The organism is Legionella donaldsonii (assembly GCF_900452385.1).
Lineage (GTDB): Bacteria > Pseudomonadota > Gammaproteobacteria > Legionellales > Legionellaceae > Tatlockia > Tatlockia donaldsonii.
Genome location: NZ_UGOA01000001.1, coordinates 190,171 through 210,654, shown reverse-complemented (window position 1 = coordinate 210,654; position 20,484 = coordinate 190,171). Strand labels below are relative to the sequence as shown.

Genomic DNA, 20,484 nt, shown 5'->3' with positions numbered 1-20,484 from the left:
TTTTGTAATAGTCTTTGCTGCTAAAATTGCATTAACCCTCAGAGCAATTGCCAAGAAGGTTAATGCTCAATACGGTAACACTGTTCCCTCACTAGCCTATTTACTATCCGGCTTTTTTGATCCACTTTCAGAACCTAACATTCTATTTTCGCTAGTGCTTAATTTGCCGAATGTGGTATTCATTCTGTTAGCAGGTACAGAGCTTCTATTCTCTGGCATTGTGATTTTGCCAGTAGGCATAGCCAACTTCATATCAGACATAGGCTTGCTGGTCGATACTGTGCCTGAACTTAATGGTGGTCTATTCATTGGTGTTGACATCTTGCCCGTTGGTGCAGACATTCTACTGGCTGATGTTGATATTCCACTAGCTGGCGTTGACATTCTGCTGGCTGGTGTTGATACCTTGGGGGTTGGTTTCTTAGCCGCAGCCACCTTCTTAACTGGAGACGCTTTTTTCTTGGCTACAGGACTCACCTTCTTAACTACAGGAGCTGTTTTCTTGCCAGAAGCTACTTTTTTAGCCGCTGGAGAAGCTGCTTTCTTGAGGGTAGAAGAGGCTTTCTTGGCAGCAGTTGTCTTGGTAGGAGCCGTTTTTTTAGCCGCATGAACTGTTTTAGCTGCTGGAGAAGCTTTCTTAACTATAGGCGTTTTCTTTTTAGCTGAAGATGCCGCCTTCTTCGCTGTTGTAGTAGCCGCCTTTTTAGCTAAAGAAGCTGTTTTCTTGGCTGCAGAAGAAGTTGCCTTCTTCGTAGCAGAAACTGCTTTCTTAGTCGTTGACAGCGTTTTTTTCATTATTGGTGTAACCTGCTTGATTGTGGACATGGTATTTTCAAAAGTTTTTCCAGTAGTTACTTTCGCTTCTTTGGAAATTGTTTGAAAAGCAGTCTCTAAAATCTGAAACGATTGTTTCATATAATCAAGCGCTTTATGGCTATTCTCCATAACAAGTTTGACTTGCTTATCGAGTAATGCTCCGGGTTTATGCATCTCTGAAAACTCTTCCGGTTTCAGATAAGTTAAATTTTGTAGCATTTTAACATTCAATTCCATCATAGCCTGAAATGGTTTTTGCATTTCATTTGCTATCGCAGCCCAACTCTTTAAATAGTCCTGATTCATAATTTTCTCCGTTTTTGTTGCGTTGCACTATAAGAGCCTAGTTGATTAATTGAATTTTTGCGAGTTATCTACAAAAACAAATAGATTGCTTACACCAAGAAAATCTATTTGCTTGTTTAAAAATACTACTTACTATACCTTTGAGCAACCCATAGCCATTGCATTTTCGCAATTTGGCTCGTTCTATTACGGGTAACCCTGCATCACCAAGGTCAACGCGATGCTAAATATCTTTTCAACCTTAAATCTTTTACTATAAAAAGAGTGTTTCTTCTAAATAGAGCAACGATGCTGACTTTAACCTTGTGTCTTTTTATTGCCTGCCTACTTCCTTATCTTGCAAAGATTCCAGTCGTTATAATGATGAAAAAGCAACCCGGGGGTTATGACAACAAGCATCCCCGAACCCAACAGGCCGCACTTACCGGGATTGGTGCACGGGCGGTCGCAGCGCATCAAAATAGCTTTGAATCGCTAATTATTTTCTCAACTGCCGCTCTGACGGCCATAGCCACTCATAATACATCTTGCCTAATACAGGGATTAGCTATCTTTCATTTAATATCCCGAGGTATCTATCATTTGCTTTACTTACTCAATTGGGCAACCTTACGCTCGACACTATGGACCCTAGGCAGTCTTTCTTCTCTAGGCATTCTTTGGCTTTGTATTCCTTAATTAATGATGAGTAATTAAAATACCCTTAAATTGAATTGACTTACTCACCCAGGTATACAATTGCGAACAATATCGAGTCATGAGACTAGTTTATTAACCACGTCTTTTGGTAACGTTTCGCTTTCTCAAGCCAATGTAGCCAGCCCCATAACCCTGCTATTTCTTCATGGCCATTGCACTAATAAAACATTCTTTCATAAACAGATGGATGCGCCGATATTCACCGCCTACCGTCGAATTGCCCTTGACTTGCCAGGTTATGGTGAGAGCCCCCCTCCTTTTAATAGCCAACACAGTTATAATTTTCCTGGTTTCGCAGAAATAGTGGCAGAAGTAGTGGAGCAGCTATCGATTAATCAATTAATCATCGTAGGCTGGTCTCTAGGCGGGCATGTGGCCCTGGAATTAATACCAAGACTAGAACAATTACTAGGCCTTATTATTACTGGCACGCCACCAATCGAAGTCTCTAGTTTAGGTTTAACGGAAGGATTTAAAGTCCTTGCCCCTGAAATCTTACAATGCTTTGGCAAGAAAGACTTAACCTTAAAAGAAGCACAATTATTAGCACAAGTCTCTGGTTATGATTACAGCCAGGAAAAACAATTTTTAGTAGATGCTATCTTACACACTGATAACGATGTACGTCTTATTTATCCTCAATCAATCACGGAAAAAATTGGCCTGAATCAAAAAAAAATTGTAGCAACCTGGGAAAAACCCATTGCCGTGATTGCCGGCGGACAGGATATTGCTATTAATTATCACTATGTGAAGGGGCTAGAATTTAGGAATCTTTGGCAACAGAAAATTCATTTCATCGCTAATGCAGGCCACGCAGTGATACTTGAACAACCGGACGCTTTTAATGATTTAGTCAGTCAATTTATCGCCGATCTTGATATTTTTAACAACTAAGCGCTCTATTTGTACCATCATAGATCTTAATGACTGACTTTTTTGCTTATGCTATGATGACTTTGTTCACCAAGGTATGGATATTAAAGGTGACATTCTTTTTAGACAGGGAAGCGGTCCATGACCCAATATACACCAGTGTTAATTCTTTTAATGTAACTGCAGCAGTTTCTCCTACAACTCTCTCTATCTGGCCCTGTTTAGAAAACCTCTGACTTCCGTCGAGAATATCCATTCAAAGTCAATTACCACTTAAATAAGGACTATTTTATGATATTAACTATCACAGCAAGTACTATTGTCATTTCTAAAGTCGTTCTTTATTTCACAACATTTGCAGCAGCTTCTGCGGGTGTAGGAGCCACTGTGTTTGTGCAAAAAATGAATGACGCAAGAAATCAAGCAGAGGAAGCGGCAATACAACAAATCGAGGATACCGGGCGGGAAAGAAATGAACGCCGATTGGACCATCTCGATAGTATTGTAGATTCTACCCTGCAACAAACCCTGCGCCTGGAAACGGAGACTAGTGTACATAGCCAAAAAATTGCTTTAAATCTAGAACGCTTAGACAGCGGTGTAGCTGTCATTGATAGTGAAAAAGATAAATTAATGGCAACCAATACCAGCTTGCTCTCAACTAGTGAAGCAAATAACCAAAAAATGCAAGGACTCCTGGAGGAATTAAAAGTCAAGATAATCTTACTTGAAAAAGCCTCACAAGCTCTTGAGCTTGCAAAGTCAACCTTACTTGAAAGAGAAAATGAGATTGCAACAACACAGGAACAATTGGAAACGGCGAAAAAAAGCATCACACAACTTGCAGAAAGTCTCGATACAGTCCGAAATGAAAATGCTGAAAAAAGTAAAAAAATAGCCTCTTTGGAAAAAGATGTGGAAAAGATGGCTGAACAACATTCTGCAAGTAAGGAAAGTCTTAGTCGTGCGTCTCTAAAAATTCAGGATTTAGTAAAAACCAGAAAGGCTTTAGTAGCAGAATTGCAAGCCTCCGAAAAATTAGTCATCGAGCTTACCAGCCAAATAGAAGCAGCTCAAAGACAGCTCCCTATAAGAGCCGTCTCAGGGACTAACCCGGGATTCTTTGCTTAATAATTACCAATTCTAATATAAGGAAATTAAAATTATGTCTACATCAAATCAAACCAATGCACCATTAGCATCCGATACCTCACTTAATTCATTAAAAATAGTTGCCCATGAAAAACTTGCTCGATTAAATGAACATCAAAAGCGATTTGAGCTATTCAAATCTGATTTAGATTTGCTTAGAAAGCGCTATAACCTGAGGCAAAGTCTCATTGATACAGCCGCCCAATGGTATGGTCAAAAGACTATATGGCAAAAAATAATTTTAACTGCCGAAGTCATTGGAGTCGCATTAGTAGCCAGCCTCTTATTTAATACCATCGCCTTACTGGCTATCATAAGTAGTTACATAGGTTTGATTTTTCTATTTAATAACCATAACGCACGGGATAGCAAACGCGAACAAGACATCTGTGAAAATATTGTTAAAATGGAAAAAAATTTAGCCGAGTCTATTGAATCCTTCAATGCGGTAGAAACCCGACTCGTCGAAGTATTTGATGCAATTTTCCAAAAAAATGAAGCCCTGGCTTCTTATGCAGCTGATTTGGATAAAAAATTAGAAGCATTAAATAAACAAATTCTATCTTTACAACAAGCAATCAAAGGGTTAGCTGGAGTAAAAGAAGTACTTGATGCAAGCCAAGCACTGGTACAGAGTTCGGGAGGTCAATTTAGTCTCAAACTCGATGAATTGGGTAAGGATGTTCTTCATTGTACGGCAACAATTCGCAGTGTCACTGGTGAACTTACTAGTAAACCAGATAGTAGCGCGACATTAACTGCTGTTAGAGATGATTTAAGCCGTTGTGAGACTGATTTAGTAGAGCTAACAGCAACCCTTAAAGAGCAAGCACAAATTGCTCAAGCACAATCAAACCAATGTGAGTCCATGCAATCAAGAATTAATAACGCCTTCTCGGGGACTGCTGAGGCAACGGAATTGCTGAATGAACTCTGTGATACAGATGAGACAGAGGACGCAGAAATAAGCCGTTTGCTGCAAAACACTCAAGCAATCCACGCACGAGCCAAACTCGCCTTGACAACGAAACTATCGGGAAGACTTTTACAAGTTGTACCTGGTAGCAAGGTACCAGAGCCTACAGCGGCTGTGTCTCCTACCATCTAGTATTTTTCTTATGTTATGATGCGTCTTGATTGACTAAAAAGGAAATTAACAATGGCAATTATTAATGGTAATCGCAACATAAAAAAAGAAAAAATTAAGGCAGAGATCAACAATGAAACCTTTATAGCTATTCAGCAATATTGCCAATGGGCAAATATTGATGATGTGGGTTTCTTTATTGAAGAAGCGGCACACTTTATCTTTGCAAAAGATAAAGACTGGAAACAGTATCAAAAAGCCTTAAAAAAAGCTGCGCAAAACGCTTAATAAAAGGCGCATAATGCGCCTTTTATTAAATCCACCGTTAATCGGGCCTTTCTGATTGTTATGTTATGGTAAGTGCTCACGGGGTAAGTAAATTTTGTCACTGTGAGCCTTCCCTGTGAACACTTCCATTTTATGATGTTGATATCTCGTCCGGCTGTTTAGGTAGCTATCTTAAATCTGGAAGACCATTGTTTCTCAATACACCTGGCCATATAAACCATCGTAGGGACTGTCAAACCAATAACCAGCCATTCCAGTTGATAAATATGGGCAGGGGGATTGTTAGGTAACATATGGTGAAAAACCAGATGAATAGTAACAAGCGCCAAAACGCATAGGAAAGTTGCTAATAATTTATGTGATAATAAAAGAGCCGTATTTCTTCCACACAACTTATCAGAAATAACAAATCCAGATAAGGCGTAATAGGCCATCCATGCATGGACGGGTATACGCGTATAACGCCAATTAATATAAAATACCAGCAGAGAACCAATAAGAACCACAATGAGAGGCATTTTTTGCGGCCATTTTTTAGATGGCAGATAATAAGCAACGATTAAAAGGAGAGCAAAAAAACTTCCCGCTAACACATCAAACAAATTATGGTAATCAAAATGGATAAGGCTTGCACCAATCCCAACTAATAAAGCAACAACCGCTAATCGGAATAAAGGTTTCGCTACGTTATACGCTAACCAAACGTACAAGACTGTCGATAGTTGCATATGGCCGCTTGGAAAAGCAAACCAGTCTTTACCCAAAGCCGGGGGAAGAGGAATTTGGAAAGTGACCTTCAAGGCAACATTGACCACAATACCTAGTAGAACCAGACAGGCTGCATGATAAAAAACATTACGATCCAGCCAAATAAAACCAAGAATGATTAAAGGAATAACTACTGAGCCATTACTGAAAGCGAGTAGTGTACGGGCAAGTGTATCAAGCATGATAGTTACTTTTAACCGTGAAAGCGCAAAAAATGCGTATATTTTAGGCAGCCATCATATAAGAAAACGTCTAATAAAGCAATCTACATCCTGTCTTCGATAGATCTGTCATAGCCCTGTTGGTACAAATGAGTACAGTAATCTAACGTTAGGTTTTTTCAGGTATTCACGCAACAACCCACAAACTTACCCACAGATTGTGTGAGTTAAATCGCAAATCGCATTTCAATTAAATAAATCTAAAAATCAATATGTTAATTATTTTTTTGCCCTTTTTTTCAACGCATTTCCCCTTTGTGAACAAAGTTATCCACAAAACATTAAATGAAATAAAAGCAGCTTATTCTTTGTTTAAATAGGTACGACGCTCATTCATCGTTTCAATGCTATTAATAACCGTCTGGCGACAAATCTCATGCATAATTGGGATAGCATCTAACGACCTTCCAGTATGAATAGCATAAGCAATAAAAAAGCTATCCTGCCATATCTTTTCATTTTTACGGGTTTTTGCTTTTGACCACAAAGCGACCCACAAAAAATGAAATAACCACTTATCGCGGTGTGCCTCTAACTCATTCGCGAAGACAGTCGCAATGGCTTCATCCATAGCACAAACTTTCACACCTTCAACAAAACTGCAGCAGCGATTAACTAATTTATCAATATGGGCATTCTCAATATACCAAGACTCCGTAAAACGTTTGCTATAAGGCCATGATTTGGAGCGAATAAATGATGATTGCATTGCTTCGGGTGTGAATGGTGTTATTTGTACACTTAATTGCTCAATAAAGAGCGGAATATCAATCGGATTAGCCAAAAAGTGCAAACCCAGCAACTCCTGCATTTCTAGCAAGTGCAAATCAGGCATACCGCCCTGTTGCATTGTTAAAGCCAAAAAATGGCCTGTCATCATCAATAAATAAGCACTGTCTACGGTTCGCAAAGTCACGCTGTCATCGAAGGCTTCATCATAATATTTAGCGACATTTTCAGCAGGTATTTCCGGTGTAATCCAAGCGTCTTTGATACCAAACTCTTGTTTAAAAAGCAAACCACATAAGCGATGTTTGCGATTCTTTTTTACATGAATAAAAAGCCCCTGGGCGCCACTACCATCCACTTCACTGGCTTTTATCCGCACCAGTGTGGGTGATTCTTCATGGTGAAATACAACGCCTTTCTTGCGCTGTATTTTCAACCAACGATTAAATTGTTCATGGTAACTAACTGGATACCAATTTTTAATCGCTTGCAACCGGGAAAGTGAAACAGAGCTTAAGGTAATTTTATCTATTAAGTGCTCAAAGGTTGCCACAACGATATTGCGAACCTCTTGCTTGGGATGAAGTAAAGTCAATAGCGCAATATCCTGCCCCTCTTCTATGCTATAGAGATCAAGAATTAAATCTGCAAAAAAATCCGCCGGCATAGCGTAACTCTGGGCAAAAAAGTTTTCCGCTATATCAAAGACCGACAAATCAGACAGTTCTTCAATCATGTCGCGAATAGCATTCAAATGATCAATTTCTTCATCGGGTGACCATTCATCTTCTTGCCCCGCTAATTCCAGATAAGCGTCTTTTAATTCAGGAAGTAGTTCAACATGAACGTCATAAAAGGCATTTAAAATAGGTAGCCAAAAGCTTAAGCTATGTTTATTACTATTAATTGCATCTGCAATTTTAAGCATCAATTGATTAAGTGACTTCCCAGCTAGTTTATTTTCGTTTTCCTGAGCAGATTGCAATTGTGCAACACAGATATCTAAAGCAAAAACACAGGCAGAATAGTAAGAGCGTTCTTCATCCACATTCTCTTCATCCAAATCATCAATAAGGTCGATCAAGGGCAAAGCTAATTCTGGCTCGTGCAAAAAAGGGGTGTAGAGGTGTGGTTCGGGATCAGTGTTTTCCGCGATTACGGTAGCTATGGCGGCAATCCATTGTTTCAAATCATTATGATCAACAGTCATCTTTGCTGAGCACCTGTCTTGGCTTTCCCTCATCATCAATGGCTACAAAAACGAACGTTCCCTCCGTCACACGGTATTTTCCTGAACCCCAAGCGGGCTCAGCCCATACTTCGACAGCAATGGTCAAGGAAGTCGTACCCTGCTTAATTAATTCAACATGACAACTCACAACATCCCCCACATGAACAGGTTTCAGAAAAGTCATGCTGTGAATAGCAACTGTGGCCGCACGGCCTCGTGATATTTTTTTTGCCAGGACACCGGCGGCCAAATCCATTTGTGATACTAACCACCCGCCAAAAATATCACCATTCGCATTCGTATCAGCCGGCATTGCCAGTGTTTGGATAGTTATCTCGCCGCGAGGGGTCTCCATATTAAGAACCACGCTTTAATTTAGCCAAAGCATCAGCCATTGCCGTATTAAATATTGTTTTCTTCGCTTCTTGCTTCCTTTCTTGCTCAGGTTTTTTCTTCATTTCCTGTTTTCTAGCTGATTGTGGCTTTTTCAACGGGGGCTTCGCCTCCTTTTTTTGTACCAGAGGCGCTTTCTCTTCGTCTAACTTCATACTTAATCCTATACGCCGCCGCTCTTTATCTATTTCTACTACTTTAACAGTCACAATATCACCTGCCTTCACTACAGCGTGGGGATCACTGATAAAGCGATGTGTCATCGCAGAAATATGTACCAAACCATCCTGATGAACACCAATATCAACAAAAGCGCCGAAATTAGTCACATTAGAGACAACACCCTCCAAAATCATGCCCTCTTTTAAATGACTGATGTCTTCCACGCCCTCCTTGAAACTCGCCGTTTTAAATTCAGGTCTTGGGTCACGCCCCGGTTTTTCCAATTCACGCAAAATATCCCGGATAGTTGGGAGACCATAATTTTCATCGATATAATGTTCTGCATTAATAGTTCGTAACAAATCACGATTACCAATCGTTTGGCGAATATTCACTTTTTGCTCTGCAAGGATCCTTTCAACCAAAGGATAAGCTTCGGGGTGTACACAGGAAGCGTCAAGAGGATTATCACCGTTCATGATGCGTAAAAACCCGGCTGCTTGCTGGAACGTTTTCTCGCCCATGCGAGCTACGTTTTTTAATTGCTCCCGATTTACAAAAGCACCGTTTTCATCCCGATATTGCACTAAATTTTTTGCCAAGGTTTCATTCAGACCTGACACACGAGTTAATAATGCGACAGAGGCTGTATTAACATCAACACCAACAGCATTTACACAATCTTCTACTACCCCATCAAGACTGCGTGCCAAACGAGTCTGATTCACATCATGTTGGTATTGCCCAACACCAATCGCCTTCGGTTCAATTTTTACTAATTCAGCAAGAGGGTCTTGCAAGCGCCTGGCGATAGAAACCGCCCCTCGTAAACTCACATCCAGATCCGGGAACTCTTTTGCAGCTAATTCCGACGCTGAATAAACGGAGGCTCCCGCTTCACTAACCATAATTTTAGTCAGCTTCAAATCCGGATACATTTTCATCATATCAGCGACCAAACGTTCTGTTTCACGCGATCCAGTACCATTCCCTATACTCAATAAATTGACTTGATACTTCGCTGCCAATTTGGCCAATTCAGCTATAGATTGATGCCACTCATTTTGCGGTGAAAAAGGAAAAATAGTAGTGTAATCAAGTAACTTACCAGTAATGTCAACCACGACGACTTTCACACCAGTACGAATACCCGGATCAAGTCCTATTGTAATTTGTGGGCCAGCAGGAGCAGCAAGTAATAAATCGCGCAGATTGCGGGCAAAAACATGAATCGCCTCTTCATCCGCTATTTCGCGCAACCGGGTCAGTAATTCTAACTCTAACTTGGTAAATAGTTTAACTTTCCAAGTCAAACGTACTGTATCTGCTAACCATTCATCCGCTGCTCGTTTTTCATTAGCAATATTGAAATAGGATGCAACACGCTTTTCAACATAATCCACCTCTTGCGGCAATACCAAGGTTAACTGCAAAACGCTTTCTCGCCGCCCACGAAATAAAGCCAAAGCACGGTGTGATGGAATCTTTTTAATTGGCTCTGCATAATCAAAATAATCAGCAAATTTATTGCCAGCTGTTTTCTTATCACCACTGCCTTCCGATTTTAATACAGCATGCTGCCACAAATATTCACGTAATTCATTAATCAGCTCTGCGTCTTCAGCAAATTTCTCCATAAGAATCTGGCGTGCGCCTTCCAGGGCAATCTTACAATCTTCAACACCCAACTCAGTATTCAGATATTGCTCCGCTTCTGACTCTGGCTCGAGATTAGGATTCTGCCATAAACTTAAAGCAAGCGGCTCGAGTCCGGCTTCCTTGGCAATCTGTGCTTTTGTACGACGTTTAGGTCTGTAAGGTAAATACAAATCTTCCAGGCGGGTCTTGCTATCAGCTGCTAAAATCGCTTTTTCCAGCTCTGGAGTTAATTTTTCTTGCTCACGAATAGATTGCAAAATAACTATACGACGCTCATCGAGTTCACGGATATAATACAAACGCTCAGCAAGTTGCCGTAGTTGGGTATCATCAAGCCCATCCGTTGCCTCTTTACGGTAACGAGCGATGAAGGGAACTGTCGCGCCTTCGTCCAGCAAACGAATCGCTGTTTCTACCTGAGAAACGTTTACTTTAAGTTCTTGTGCAATAATCGTCGCTGACGCCAACATCTCTTGAGTCATTCACATCCCCGTAAAACATGATAAAAAAAACGGGAATAGTATATACCGATTACCCGTCATTTTGCGAACTTTAGACCATTTGCCTTAGTCTGTCTCTTAACTGTCAAAAAACTGCAGTAATTCAAGAACTACTGCGCCTGTAAAGCCCAGACCTTCTCGGTCACTTCGCGTAATCCACGAGCATACAAGGGCTCTTGTTCGCCTACCTGGCGACTTGTTTCGCGCATGCTTTGTATGATTTGGCAATTACTATATAGCCGCCTTATTTCCTCATCCGCCACGCTAAACGGTGGCCCCTGCATTTCTAAATTATCGTAATGCATTGTTTTTAATAAAATTTTACCTCGCTCCTTCAACCATTGAAGGCAGCAACGTACATACTGAGGACGCAAATTAGGAGGCAAAGCGATCAATGCTGCTCTATCGTAAATCGCATCGGCAGGAACAATAAAAGCCGGATTTAAAGAAAAAATATTAGCGACCCAAATAGTTAATGATTTGGTCTGGTAACTGATAGCCTGTGGATATATTTTTTTCACCAGCGTTAACCGATTTTCTTCGCTAAATTGCAGTACCGCCTGCTCACTAAGCTCTATCCCGATCACTCGAAAGCCCTGCTCCATAAGCCAAAGCATATCAAGACTTTTACCACATAAAGGAACCAAAACAGTTGCCTCTGTAGGCAACTGCAAGCTGGACCATCTAGCACTTAAATCAGGATTTACCTCTGTACGGTGGAAACTCGTTTTTCCTTCTCGCCATAAATTTAACCAGAATTGCGAACCTGCATTCACTCAACTGTCACCGATTTGGCAAGATTCCTTGGCTGATCCACATCCGTACCCTTAGCAACAGCGACGTGATAAGCCAACAACTGTAAGGGGATTGTGTAAACAATCGGAGCAACCCATTGACCGCATGCGGGTACATGAATTAAACGCGCCCCATTAGGTTGCCAGGCTTGCGAATCATCAACAAACACAACCAATTGACCTCCACGGGCACTGACCTCATGCAAATTTGACTTTAATTTATCCAGTAATTCATCATTTGGCGCCACAGCAATCACTGGCATTTCTTTATCAACCAAAGCTAAAGGACCATGTTTAAGTTCACCAGCTGGATAAGCTTCTGCATGAATATATGAGATTTCCTTTAATTTCAGTGCCCCTTCTAAAGCAACAGGATACTGCACCCCACGTCCTAAGAAGAGGGCATGTGCTTTATTCACAAAAATGGAAGCCAGTGCCTCAATTTCGCTATTCATCTTTAATACACGCTCACAATTAGCGGGCAATTCCTGCAATTGGGCTAAAATGGTATGAATACGCTCATCCTTGCACAGTGCGGCAGCTAACATTAGAAAAGCAGCAAGTTGCGTAGTAAACGCCTTGGTTGAGGCAACCCCTATCTCAATACCGGCTCGTGTTAGGAAAACACAATCTGCTTCACGAACCAATGTACTGGTGGCAACATTACAAATAGCCAAGCTGGCCAGATAATTCATTGTTTTGGCCTTGTATAAAGCTGCCAACGTATCCGCTGTTTCCCCCGACTGAGATACAGCGATAAATAAAGCACCCTCATTAACAACTACATCCCGGTAACGATACTCACTGGCAATTTCTACCTGAGTCGGTAAACCAGTCAAGGACTCTAGCCAATAACGGGCAATTAATCCTGCATGATAGCTAGTGCCACAAGCGACAATATGAATTTGCTTGACCTGAGAAAAAATAGCAGAAGCACGTTCCCCAAAGTTTGCTTTCAAAACATCCTGACTGCTTATCCGTCCCTCCAGCGTATCCGCCAAGACTTTGGTCTGCTCATAAATTTCCTTCAACATAAAATGACGATAAGGCCCCTTGCTAACAGCCTGATTATCGCCATTAAGAGGGTGCGTCTGACGTTTTACTTTCTGTCGATTGGCATCAAACAAATAAACTTGCCCATCACTGAGTAACGCACTATCCCCTTCCTCAAGATAAATGACTGATTGAGCAAAAGAGCGCAAAGCTAGCGCATCGGAAGCAATAAATTGCTCATCTATTCCTAAACCTACTACCAAGGGGCTACCTTTGCGAATAGCAACTAATTCTTGCGGGCGTTTCTGATGAATAACTCCCAAGGCAAAAGCACCATGCATCTCTTGAGCAGCATCTTGCACAGCACGCAATAATTCTTCATGTTGTTGATAATGATAATGAATTAAATGTGCGGCTACCTCTGTGTCAGTTTCAGAGGTAAATTGGTAACCGGCTTGCTTTAAACGTTGGCGCAAGGCATCGTGATTTTCAATAATACCATTATGTACCAAAGCAATTTCATCATGTGACATATGTGGATGTGCGTTCTGTTCACAAGGCTTTCCATGCGTCGCCCAGCGGGTATGCGCAATACCAGCATTGCCGGCAATCGCTGTTTCTTGCATAGCGTCTGCTAAAGCTTGTACCTTCCCTTGAATTCTTACTCGTTTCAAATGCCCAGTGCCATCAATCACTGCAATACCTGCTGAATCATAACCACGGTATTCTAGACGTCGTAATCCTTCCAACAGCACTTTACTAATATCACGCTGAGATATAGCACCCATGATCCCACACATAAGGAAACTCCTTAGTTATTAAACTCTTCCGTAATCAAAACGGTAAAAATACAGAAGAGGCATCTCCAAAATTGGTCAAGTATGCCACATTTAGCGTTTAAAACTAAATGTTTAAAGTGAAGTTGCAAAGCAATTGCCTCTCTTATGAGGTCGATAAGCGTATTAAAAAATGAATTAGTGGCTACAGTTTAACGAGTGAATTTTTTTGCTTTCACCTTGACTAAGCGCATTTTTTGTCTTAAAAAATAACATGTCGCCCATAAAAAGGACTAAGGCACATCATGGCTCTACACTATCCAAGCTTAAAAAAGACCGGTGCTAAGTTTGAAGCTGGAGAAAATTCTGGTGCGGTTGTCACTTTCCCAACCACAGCAGCAGCAAAAACCTTCCTTCAAGAAATTGGCAAAGGGGATCAAGACTATCTGGAAACAGGTTTAATCGAAAAAATTAATGAAAAACAACTCTATCTTAATTTAGAATTCGCCGCGGTTTTATACGGTTATCCTGGCGAAAGCTTTGATAACATTAGACTGCGAGAGCTCAATGAATACTCAGGCTATTCTACTCAACCATCCTTTAAAATTATTGCAAAAACTGGCGAAGCCACATCCTCCCCCCCCTCCAAACAGGCACTCTCTTCTCAAGCTTCGCCTAAAATTAAATCAACTCTATTTGTACAAACAGTCAAGAAAAGCAACGATGAAACGCCTTTTAGACGAGAAAATTTCGTATATAACTATTATAACGAGGAGGAATGTAGCGCATTACTGGGGGAAAAATTAACGGATGAAGATAAAGGGTTATTGGCTTTCCTCGAAAATGGATGTTCTTATAGAACGTTAGCGCTCTATTTAGTAAAGGTTCACAAACAAGAACCGGGATTCGTGCAAAGTGTCATTAATGAGTTAGCTCATGAACACAGCAACCCCCAAACACTGACTCCACAACAAGTGCTTGGTGCCATTCAAATGAAACTGGACAATGGCTCCCCAATTAACTGGATACCAGACTAATGGATAGGAATAACTATTAATAGTATCGAACTGGGCTGTTGTATTGGCCCCTATATAATGCTGCTGCGCATTGACGGGATAAAGTGCGTTAGCGAGATATAAAACAGATGCCTGATTTATATCGAACTCATATTAATTATTTTTTTTCATAAGCCGAGCCTTGTCTCGCTGCCAATCCCGATCTTTAATGGTATCCCTTTTATCATGCGTTTTTTTACCTTTAGCCAATGCGATTTTCATCTTGACCCGATTGCGCTTCCAATAGAGCGATAACGGAACCAAGGTATAACCTTGACGTTCAACACTGCCGATCAATTGATTCAGTTCTTTGCGGTTAAGCAATAACTTGCGTGTTCGTATCGCATCAGGGGCAAGGTGGGTGGACGCCGTTGGTAAAGGTTGAATTTGGGCCCCTAATAGAAAAGCCTCACCATATTTTATTATTACATGCGCATCTGAAAGATTAATTTTACCTGCGCGCAGGCTTTTTACTTCCCATCCTTCGAGAATTAAGCCAGCTTCGTATTCATTTTCGATAAAATAATCAAAATGTGCTTTTTTATTAACAGCGATAGTAGCACTTTGCTGTTTGTTGGTAGTCATGAATCTCGAATATTTAACTAAAAAAATAATTATACATGTATCCCACATACCACAGTAGCGTTTATTTTTGTTTAGACGAGGCAAAACTGATCGAGCAGCGCAGTTTATATACGGCTAAATGAGCAGCGGAAAATCATTATTAACGGCGTAATAAAATAAAATGCTGCTATTGTCGAAATACACGTCTTTCCTCTAGGATATAAAAGCTTCTTTTAGACAACCAAAGGACTCATTATGAAACTGGGTGATCAGATAACGTCTTCCAACTTTACCGCAACAAATGGCTTGCAGGGTAATCTGAAAATATATCAAGGCAAATGGATCGTTTTATATTTTTATCCAAAAGACGCAACACCAGGCTGTACCACAGAAGGGCAAGATTTTCGGGACGCTTACGCAGAGTTCCAAAAACTCAATACGGAAATATTGGGTATCTCCCGTGACAGCTTAAAATCACATGAAAATTTTAAGTGCAAGCAACAATTTCCCTTTGAATTAATTAGCGATCCGGATGAAATCTTGTGCCAGCAATTTGATGTGATCAAGATGAAATCAATGTATGGAAAGCAGGTACGAGGCATTGAGCGGAGTACTTTCCTTATCGATCCACAGGGCATTTTACGCCATGAATGGCGCAAAGTAAGTGTTAAAGGGCACGTCGCTGAAGTCCTGCAAACCTTAGCGAAACTCCAAGGATAAACCAGAAACTACGTATTCTTTCTATCCATATTATTTTTGTACTGAACAAACCGTTGAAAACCCTTACTAAACAAGGGTATTGAGTCTAATAAGGCTTGACTGAGTCCCAAGCCCTCAGCACAATGAATCTTTTAGCTGATAGGATGAAATCATGGATATGGGGAATAAAGACACAAAACTGTTCGTACTTGATACGAATATCATGATGCATGATCCTACGGCCATCTACCGTTTTGAAGAACATGACATCTATTTACCCATGGTTGTTTTAGAAGAATTAGACAGCCACAAAACAGGGATCTCTGAAGTCGCTCGCAACGTGCGACAGACTAACCGCATGTTAGTCGAGTTGATGAGTAATGCCAACCATCAAGAGATTGTTGCCGGCTTGCCCATTCCCAGTTTTATCACTTCTGATAAAGTAAAAAGCAGCGGGCGCTTATTTTTTCAGACTGATGAATTTGAGCAGATCCGCCCGCCGTCACTGCCTGGACACAAAGCCGATAATACAATTCTTGCTACTGCCTTAGGCTTGCAGAAAAAATACCCTGAGCGGCAAGTCATTATTATTTCTAAAGATATCAATTTACGCATTAAAGCAGGAATTCTGGGTATTCCCGCTGAGGATTATTACAACGATAAAGTACTTGATGATGTCAATTTATTGCATAGTGGCATCCACATTCTTGACAATGATTTCTGGGATACGCATGCAAAAAATATCGAGGCCTGGCAAGAAAATGGTAAAACTTTTTATCGCATCAGCGGCCCACTAACCAATCAATGGAATTACAATGATTGTATCAGTACTCATGATAATCAATTTCAGGCAATCGTAAAGGAAATTGCTGAGGGCAGTACAGTGGTACAATTGGCCCGCGATTTTACGCAAACCAAACATTCCGTGTGGGGAATTAATGCCCGTAACCGCGAACAAAATTTCGCCTTGAATTTATTGCTGGATCCAGACATTGATTTTGTTACGCTCCAAGGCTCGGCAGGGACCGGAAAAACCTTATTGACGATTGCCGCAGGCTTAACCCAGGTCTTGGATCAAAATCGTTATAATGAAATTTTAATGACGCGAGTAACGATTCCTGTCGGTGAAGACATCGGTTTTCTCCCAGGAACGGAAGAAGAAAAAATGACGCCTTGGATGGGGGCGTTAATGGATAACCTCGAAGTACTGCACAGTTCTCAAGAGGGCGGCAGTTTTGGCCGAGGTGCGACGCAAGATTTACTCCAGAATAAAATTAAGATTCGCTCACTCAATTTTATGCGCGGCCGTACTTTTTTAAACCGTTTTATCATTATCGATGAAGCACAGAACTTAACTTCGAAACAAATTAAAACCTTGGTCACGCGGGCAGGACCAGGAAGCAAGATTATTTGCCTTGGCGATATCAAGCAAATTGATACGCCCTATTTAACTGAAACAACCTCTGGCTTAACGTTTGCTGTCGATCGATTTAAACATTGGCAACATAGTGCTCACATGACGTTAACACGGGGTGAGCGATCAAGGCTTGCTTATTATGCGGCAGAACATTTATAGTACGTGTTTTAACAGAGGATAAATAATGAACACTCAAGCCATCACCTTTGATGACGTCCTATTGGTTCCTGCCTATAACCATCATGAATCAAGGCGAGTGGTCAATACCAGCGTAACTGACCGGTTGGCTAAATTAACTCTGGAATTACCAGTGATAAGTTCTAACATGGACACTATCACTGAAAGCAAGATGGCCAATTTCATGCACAGCAAAGGAGGTATTGGCGCGCTGCATCGTTTCTTAAGCATTGAAGACAACATCAAGGAATTTAAACTCTGTCATGGGAAGGTCTTTGTTTCTGTCGGTTGTACTGACAGCGAATTGCAACGAGCCGAAGCACTGCGGGATGCCGGAGCTGATTTTTTCTGCGTAGATGTGGCCCATGCGCACGCCAAATACGTGGGTAAAACACTGAAGAGTCTGAGACAATTGCTTGGAAGCCGTTGCATCATGGCAGGCAATGTCGCCACTTATGCTGGCGCAGATTACCTGGCCTCATGCGGAGCTGACATCATTAAAGCGGGTATTGGTGGCGGCTCTGTCTGCAGTACTCGAATTAAAACAGGCTTTGGAATTCCTATGCTCACCTGTATTCAGGATTGTGCCCGTAGCGATCGTTCAATTGTTGCCGACGGCGGTATCCGCACTTCTGGCGATATCGTCAAAGCCCTGGCTTTTGGTGCCGATTTTGTGATGATTGGCGGCATGCTTGCAGGTACTGAGCCCACACCAGGTGCAGTCATTAGTAAAGAAGACGGTAAGCAAGTAAAGCGCTATCGTGGTATGGCTTCGCGTGAAGCACAGGAAGATTTTTTAGGCCAAATGCATGAATGGAAAACAGCCGAAGGTGTAGCAACGGAAGTCACTTATCGCAATAACCAGGATGCCATTATTGCCGATATCGTGGGTGGTTTACGTTCAGGATTAACCTATGCCGGTGCTGATACCATCAGTGAATTGCAACGTAAACTTAATTATGTTGTTGTCACTCAGGCTGGTCGTTTGGAAAGCTTGCCCCACAAATTAATGGAAAGTTAAATCGCATAGACTTGGCGCGATAAATCGCGCCAATTCAATTACTGTGATAACGTTGTTGATGTGTCGAGACTTGGTGCCTCCGGTTCTGGGCTGTTATCAGTGCCATTAAACATTTGTGCCAACCCATCATATTCATTGTTTTCATCCATATCCGGTACTGAGGTTGATTGGGTGTCAGAAGACATCTTGGTCAGGTTAGAGGGACTGGGGTCTTGAGGTCCTTCATCTACCATTGCTGTATAAGCTTCATCTACCTCTTCTTCATCCATTTGCTCATCTACTTCTTCATCCATTTGCTCATCTACTTCTTCATCCATTTCCTCATCTACTTCTTCATCCATTTCCTCATCTAATTCTTCGTCCATTTCCTCATCTACTTCTTCGTCCATTTCCTCATCTACTTCTTCATCCATTTCCTCATCTACTTCTTCATCCATTTCCTCATCTACTTTTGGCTTCATATCTTGCATTTCGATTTCTTCAGGTCCATCCTTTGGCTCATCCTTGGAAGAAAATTTGTCCTTTATTTTATCTACAAGAGCAGTTGCTCCGGCTACGATGCCGTCTTTTGCCATTGTTGCGCCGGCTACTATACCGTCTTTCACCAGACCTGCACCGGCTACTACCCCTTCTTTGACCTTATTTGCAGCAGCACTCGCAAGCCCTTTTATTTTCCCTTCCACTGCATCTGTAAGCGGCTTATGGATTTCTTTCACTATATCGAGAATGTCTTGCATCAACTGAATCAAAGGCTCTTCATGTTCCTTTTTTTTCTTTTTCTTTTCCTCACCCTCATCTTCGGCCTTTGGAGATTTAGGTTGTTGAGGCGCAGGGGTCTTGGGCGCTGCCTTTTTCGCATCAGGTTTCTTGCCTGTTGGCTGGGGCTGCGTTGGTTGCGTCTGCGTCGGTTGCGTTTGGCTTGGACCACCAGTACTAGACCCCTTAGGTTTAGGAGTAGTTGGTGTTGTTGTATCATTGACCGGATCGCCCATAGTATTCACCCTAAATTTCTTAACTCTATTAATTTAAAGATAGCATATCAAAACTTACGATAAGCTTATGCGATAAACTATAGTTCAAATAATGGAACTAGTTTATTAGCCTTTTTGACTTATTTTATTTCTGGCTTTACCAATTTTATAAAAAATTGCCTTTCTTCTGCTATTGTTATTAAATCTGCTACTGTTTTAGCAGTAAAGCACGTTATATTCACATAATATCAAAGTAACCGCTGTAAAAGGGGTAATCGAAGCCTTATTTACACTTATTTTGCAAATTTTTTTATCATAAGGATCTGAATGAATATTGATGCTTTTCGTTGTATGCGACGGGGCGTACAGCTTTTTTCTTTAACCCAAGATGATTTTTCTTTGATGGCCCCCATTGAGCAGCGTAATGGGAAAAAGCAGCGAGCCTTATTATTGTTACACGGGTTTTCATCGTCCCCAGCTGTTTTTCGTGATTTACTACCCTCCCTTGCTTACTATGATGCTGTAATTTGCCCGGTGCTACCAGGACATGCAGCCAATCTTGATAGTTTCGCGCAAAGCAAGGCAAGTGACTGGTTTGTGCTGGCTGAGCAAACTTGTGAATTATTAGTTAACGAATTTACTCAGGTTGATGTCATGGGATTATCTCTGGGAGGATTGTTAGCCTGTCACCTGAGTAATCGTTTCCCGCTCCATCATCTTTATTTATTAGCACCAGCACTGGATTTACGTCTAAAGATTAATCGAACATTGGGTCTGGCAAAACTATTAAACTATTTGGGTTTTAGTCAGGTACGAAGTGTAGCTGGGAATTTATATACCGATGAGCATTGTGAAATTTCTTACCGCAAGATACCCCTTGCAGTTATTATCGAAGTATTAACCTCTATTAGGCAATTTCAGTTTTCACCGCCTAACTGTCCTACCGATTTATTTCTTGGCTGCCATGATAAAGTCGTCGCCTCCTGGCAGGTCGCAGCTCGCTTTGCCAATATGGAAAATGTGACTATTCACTGGCTCGCCAATTCAGCGCATATCATTCCTCTGGATGGCGATAAGGATAGCGTCCTAACCTGTATCAAACAGAACAATATGGCTAATAGCTAGCTGAT

General features: G+C 41.3%; 19 protein-coding genes. 10 read left to right on the top strand and 9 right to left on the bottom strand.

Features of this window, described 5'->3' with window-relative positions; translation table 11 throughout:
* Positions 1–96 precede the first annotated feature (96 nt).
* The gene (locus DYC89_RS16875; RefSeq protein ID WP_342767865.1) at positions 97–1,122 is read right to left on the bottom strand and encodes a hypothetical protein; all 1,026 of its coding nucleotides are present in this window, start codon (positions 1,120–1,122) and stop codon (positions 97–99) included.
* 288 nt (positions 1,123–1,410) lie between these two features.
* Here DYC89_RS16875 and DYC89_RS00985 point away from each other — a divergent pair, with 288 nt between their 5' ends.
* The 5 genes from DYC89_RS00985 to DYC89_RS00960 all read left to right on the top strand — a co-directional run bounded on the left by DYC89_RS00985 (position 1,411) and on the right by DYC89_RS00960 (position 5,224).
* On the top strand, positions 1,411–1,800 hold the full coding sequence (locus tag DYC89_RS00985; protein WP_115220111.1) for an MAPEG family protein: 390 nt from the start codon (positions 1,411–1,413) through the stop codon (positions 1,798–1,800).
* Positions 1,801–1,860: 60 nt separating this feature from the next.
* Positions 1,861–2,718 carry an alpha/beta fold hydrolase gene (locus DYC89_RS00980; RefSeq protein WP_181879293.1) on the top strand — a complete coding sequence of 286 codons (858 nt, stop codon included), beginning with the start codon at positions 1,861–1,863 and terminating at the stop codon, positions 2,716–2,718.
* A gap of 270 nt (positions 2,719–2,988) precedes the next feature.
* Positions 2,989–3,828, top strand: a complete 840-nt coding sequence (locus DYC89_RS00970; RefSeq protein ID WP_115220108.1) for a hypothetical protein — start codon at positions 2,989–2,991, stop codon at positions 3,826–3,828.
* 34 nt (positions 3,829–3,862) lie between these two features.
* Complete coding sequence (locus DYC89_RS00965; protein WP_115220107.1) at positions 3,863–4,957, top strand: hypothetical protein; 1,095 nt, start codon at positions 3,863–3,865, stop codon at positions 4,955–4,957.
* A gap of 51 nt (positions 4,958–5,008) precedes the next feature.
* Positions 5,009–5,224, top strand: a complete 216-nt coding sequence (locus DYC89_RS00960; protein WP_115220106.1) for a hypothetical protein — start codon at positions 5,009–5,011, stop codon at positions 5,222–5,224.
* Positions 5,225–5,382: 158 nt separating this feature from the next.
* Here the strand turns inward: DYC89_RS00960 and DYC89_RS00955 are convergent, their stop codons facing one another.
* The 6 genes from DYC89_RS00955 to glmS all read right to left on the bottom strand — a co-directional run bounded on the left by DYC89_RS00955 (position 5,383) and on the right by glmS (position 13,474).
* Positions 5,383–6,174, bottom strand: a complete 792-nt coding sequence (locus DYC89_RS00955; RefSeq protein WP_115220105.1) for a phosphatase PAP2 family protein — start codon at positions 6,172–6,174, stop codon at positions 5,383–5,385.
* Positions 6,175–6,514: 340 nt separating this feature from the next.
* Positions 6,515–8,152 (bottom strand): hypothetical protein, encoded by a 1,638-nt coding sequence (locus tag DYC89_RS00950; RefSeq protein WP_115220104.1) that lies wholly within the window; start codon positions 8,150–8,152, stop codon positions 6,515–6,517.
* The gene (locus DYC89_RS00945) at positions 8,142–8,528 is read right to left on the bottom strand and encodes an acyl-CoA thioesterase (protein WP_115220103.1); all 387 of its coding nucleotides are present in this window, start codon (positions 8,526–8,528) and stop codon (positions 8,142–8,144) included. Before DYC89_RS00945 ends, DYC89_RS00950 begins: the two co-directional genes overlap by 11 nt.
* Position 8,529: 1 nt before the next feature.
* A complete protein-coding gene (locus tag DYC89_RS00940) occupies positions 8,530–10,869 on the bottom strand; it encodes a Tex family protein (RefSeq protein ID WP_115220102.1) in 2,340 nt (779 codons plus the stop codon).
* 128 nt (positions 10,870–10,997) lie between these two features.
* Entirely contained in the window at positions 10,998–11,663 is a 666-nt protein-coding gene (locus tag DYC89_RS00935; RefSeq protein ID WP_115220101.1) for a thiopurine S-methyltransferase, read from the bottom strand.
* Positions 11,660–13,474: a glutamine--fructose-6-phosphate transaminase (isomerizing) gene (glmS, locus tag DYC89_RS00930; protein WP_115220100.1), complete on the bottom strand. Its 1,815-nt coding sequence runs from the start codon at positions 13,472–13,474 to the stop codon at positions 11,660–11,662. Before glmS ends, DYC89_RS00935 begins: the two co-directional genes overlap by 4 nt.
* A gap of 281 nt (positions 13,475–13,755) precedes the next feature.
* On the opposite strand from glmS, the gene DYC89_RS00925 reads away from it, so the two are divergent.
* Positions 13,756–14,487, top strand: coding sequence for a hypothetical protein (locus tag DYC89_RS00925; RefSeq protein ID WP_115220099.1), 732 nt, complete (start codon positions 13,756–13,758; stop codon positions 14,485–14,487).
* Positions 14,488–14,619: 132 nt separating this feature from the next.
* Here the strand turns inward: DYC89_RS00925 and smpB are convergent, their stop codons facing one another.
* Positions 14,620–15,090: an SsrA-binding protein SmpB gene (gene smpB / locus DYC89_RS00920; RefSeq protein ID WP_115220098.1), complete on the bottom strand. Its 471-nt coding sequence runs from the start codon at positions 15,088–15,090 to the stop codon at positions 14,620–14,622.
* Between the two features lie 234 nt (positions 15,091–15,324).
* Between smpB and DYC89_RS00915 the strand changes: the two genes are divergently transcribed.
* The 3 genes from DYC89_RS00915 to DYC89_RS00905 all read left to right on the top strand — a co-directional run bounded on the left by DYC89_RS00915 (position 15,325) and on the right by DYC89_RS00905 (position 18,383).
* Positions 15,325–15,789 (top strand): peroxiredoxin, encoded by a 465-nt coding sequence (locus DYC89_RS00915; RefSeq protein WP_115220097.1) that lies wholly within the window; start codon positions 15,325–15,327, stop codon positions 15,787–15,789.
* 151 nt (positions 15,790–15,940) lie between these two features.
* A complete protein-coding gene (locus DYC89_RS00910; RefSeq protein WP_115220096.1) occupies positions 15,941–17,344 on the top strand; it encodes a PhoH family protein in 1,404 nt (467 codons plus the stop codon).
* A 25-nt stretch (positions 17,345–17,369) separates the two neighbouring features.
* A complete protein-coding gene (locus DYC89_RS00905; RefSeq protein WP_115220095.1) occupies positions 17,370–18,383 on the top strand; it encodes a guanosine monophosphate reductase in 1,014 nt (337 codons plus the stop codon).
* Positions 18,384–18,421: 38 nt separating this feature from the next.
* On the opposite strand, the gene DYC89_RS16420 is transcribed toward DYC89_RS00905, so the two are convergent.
* Entirely contained in the window at positions 18,422–19,375 is a 954-nt protein-coding gene (locus tag DYC89_RS16420) for a hypothetical protein (protein WP_181879292.1), read from the bottom strand.
* A gap of 306 nt (positions 19,376–19,681) precedes the next feature.
* Here DYC89_RS16420 and DYC89_RS00895 point away from each other — a divergent pair, with 306 nt between their 5' ends.
* Complete coding sequence (locus DYC89_RS00895; protein ID WP_115220094.1) at positions 19,682–20,479, top strand: alpha/beta hydrolase; 798 nt, start codon at positions 19,682–19,684, stop codon at positions 20,477–20,479.
* Positions 20,480–20,484 lie beyond the last annotated feature (5 nt).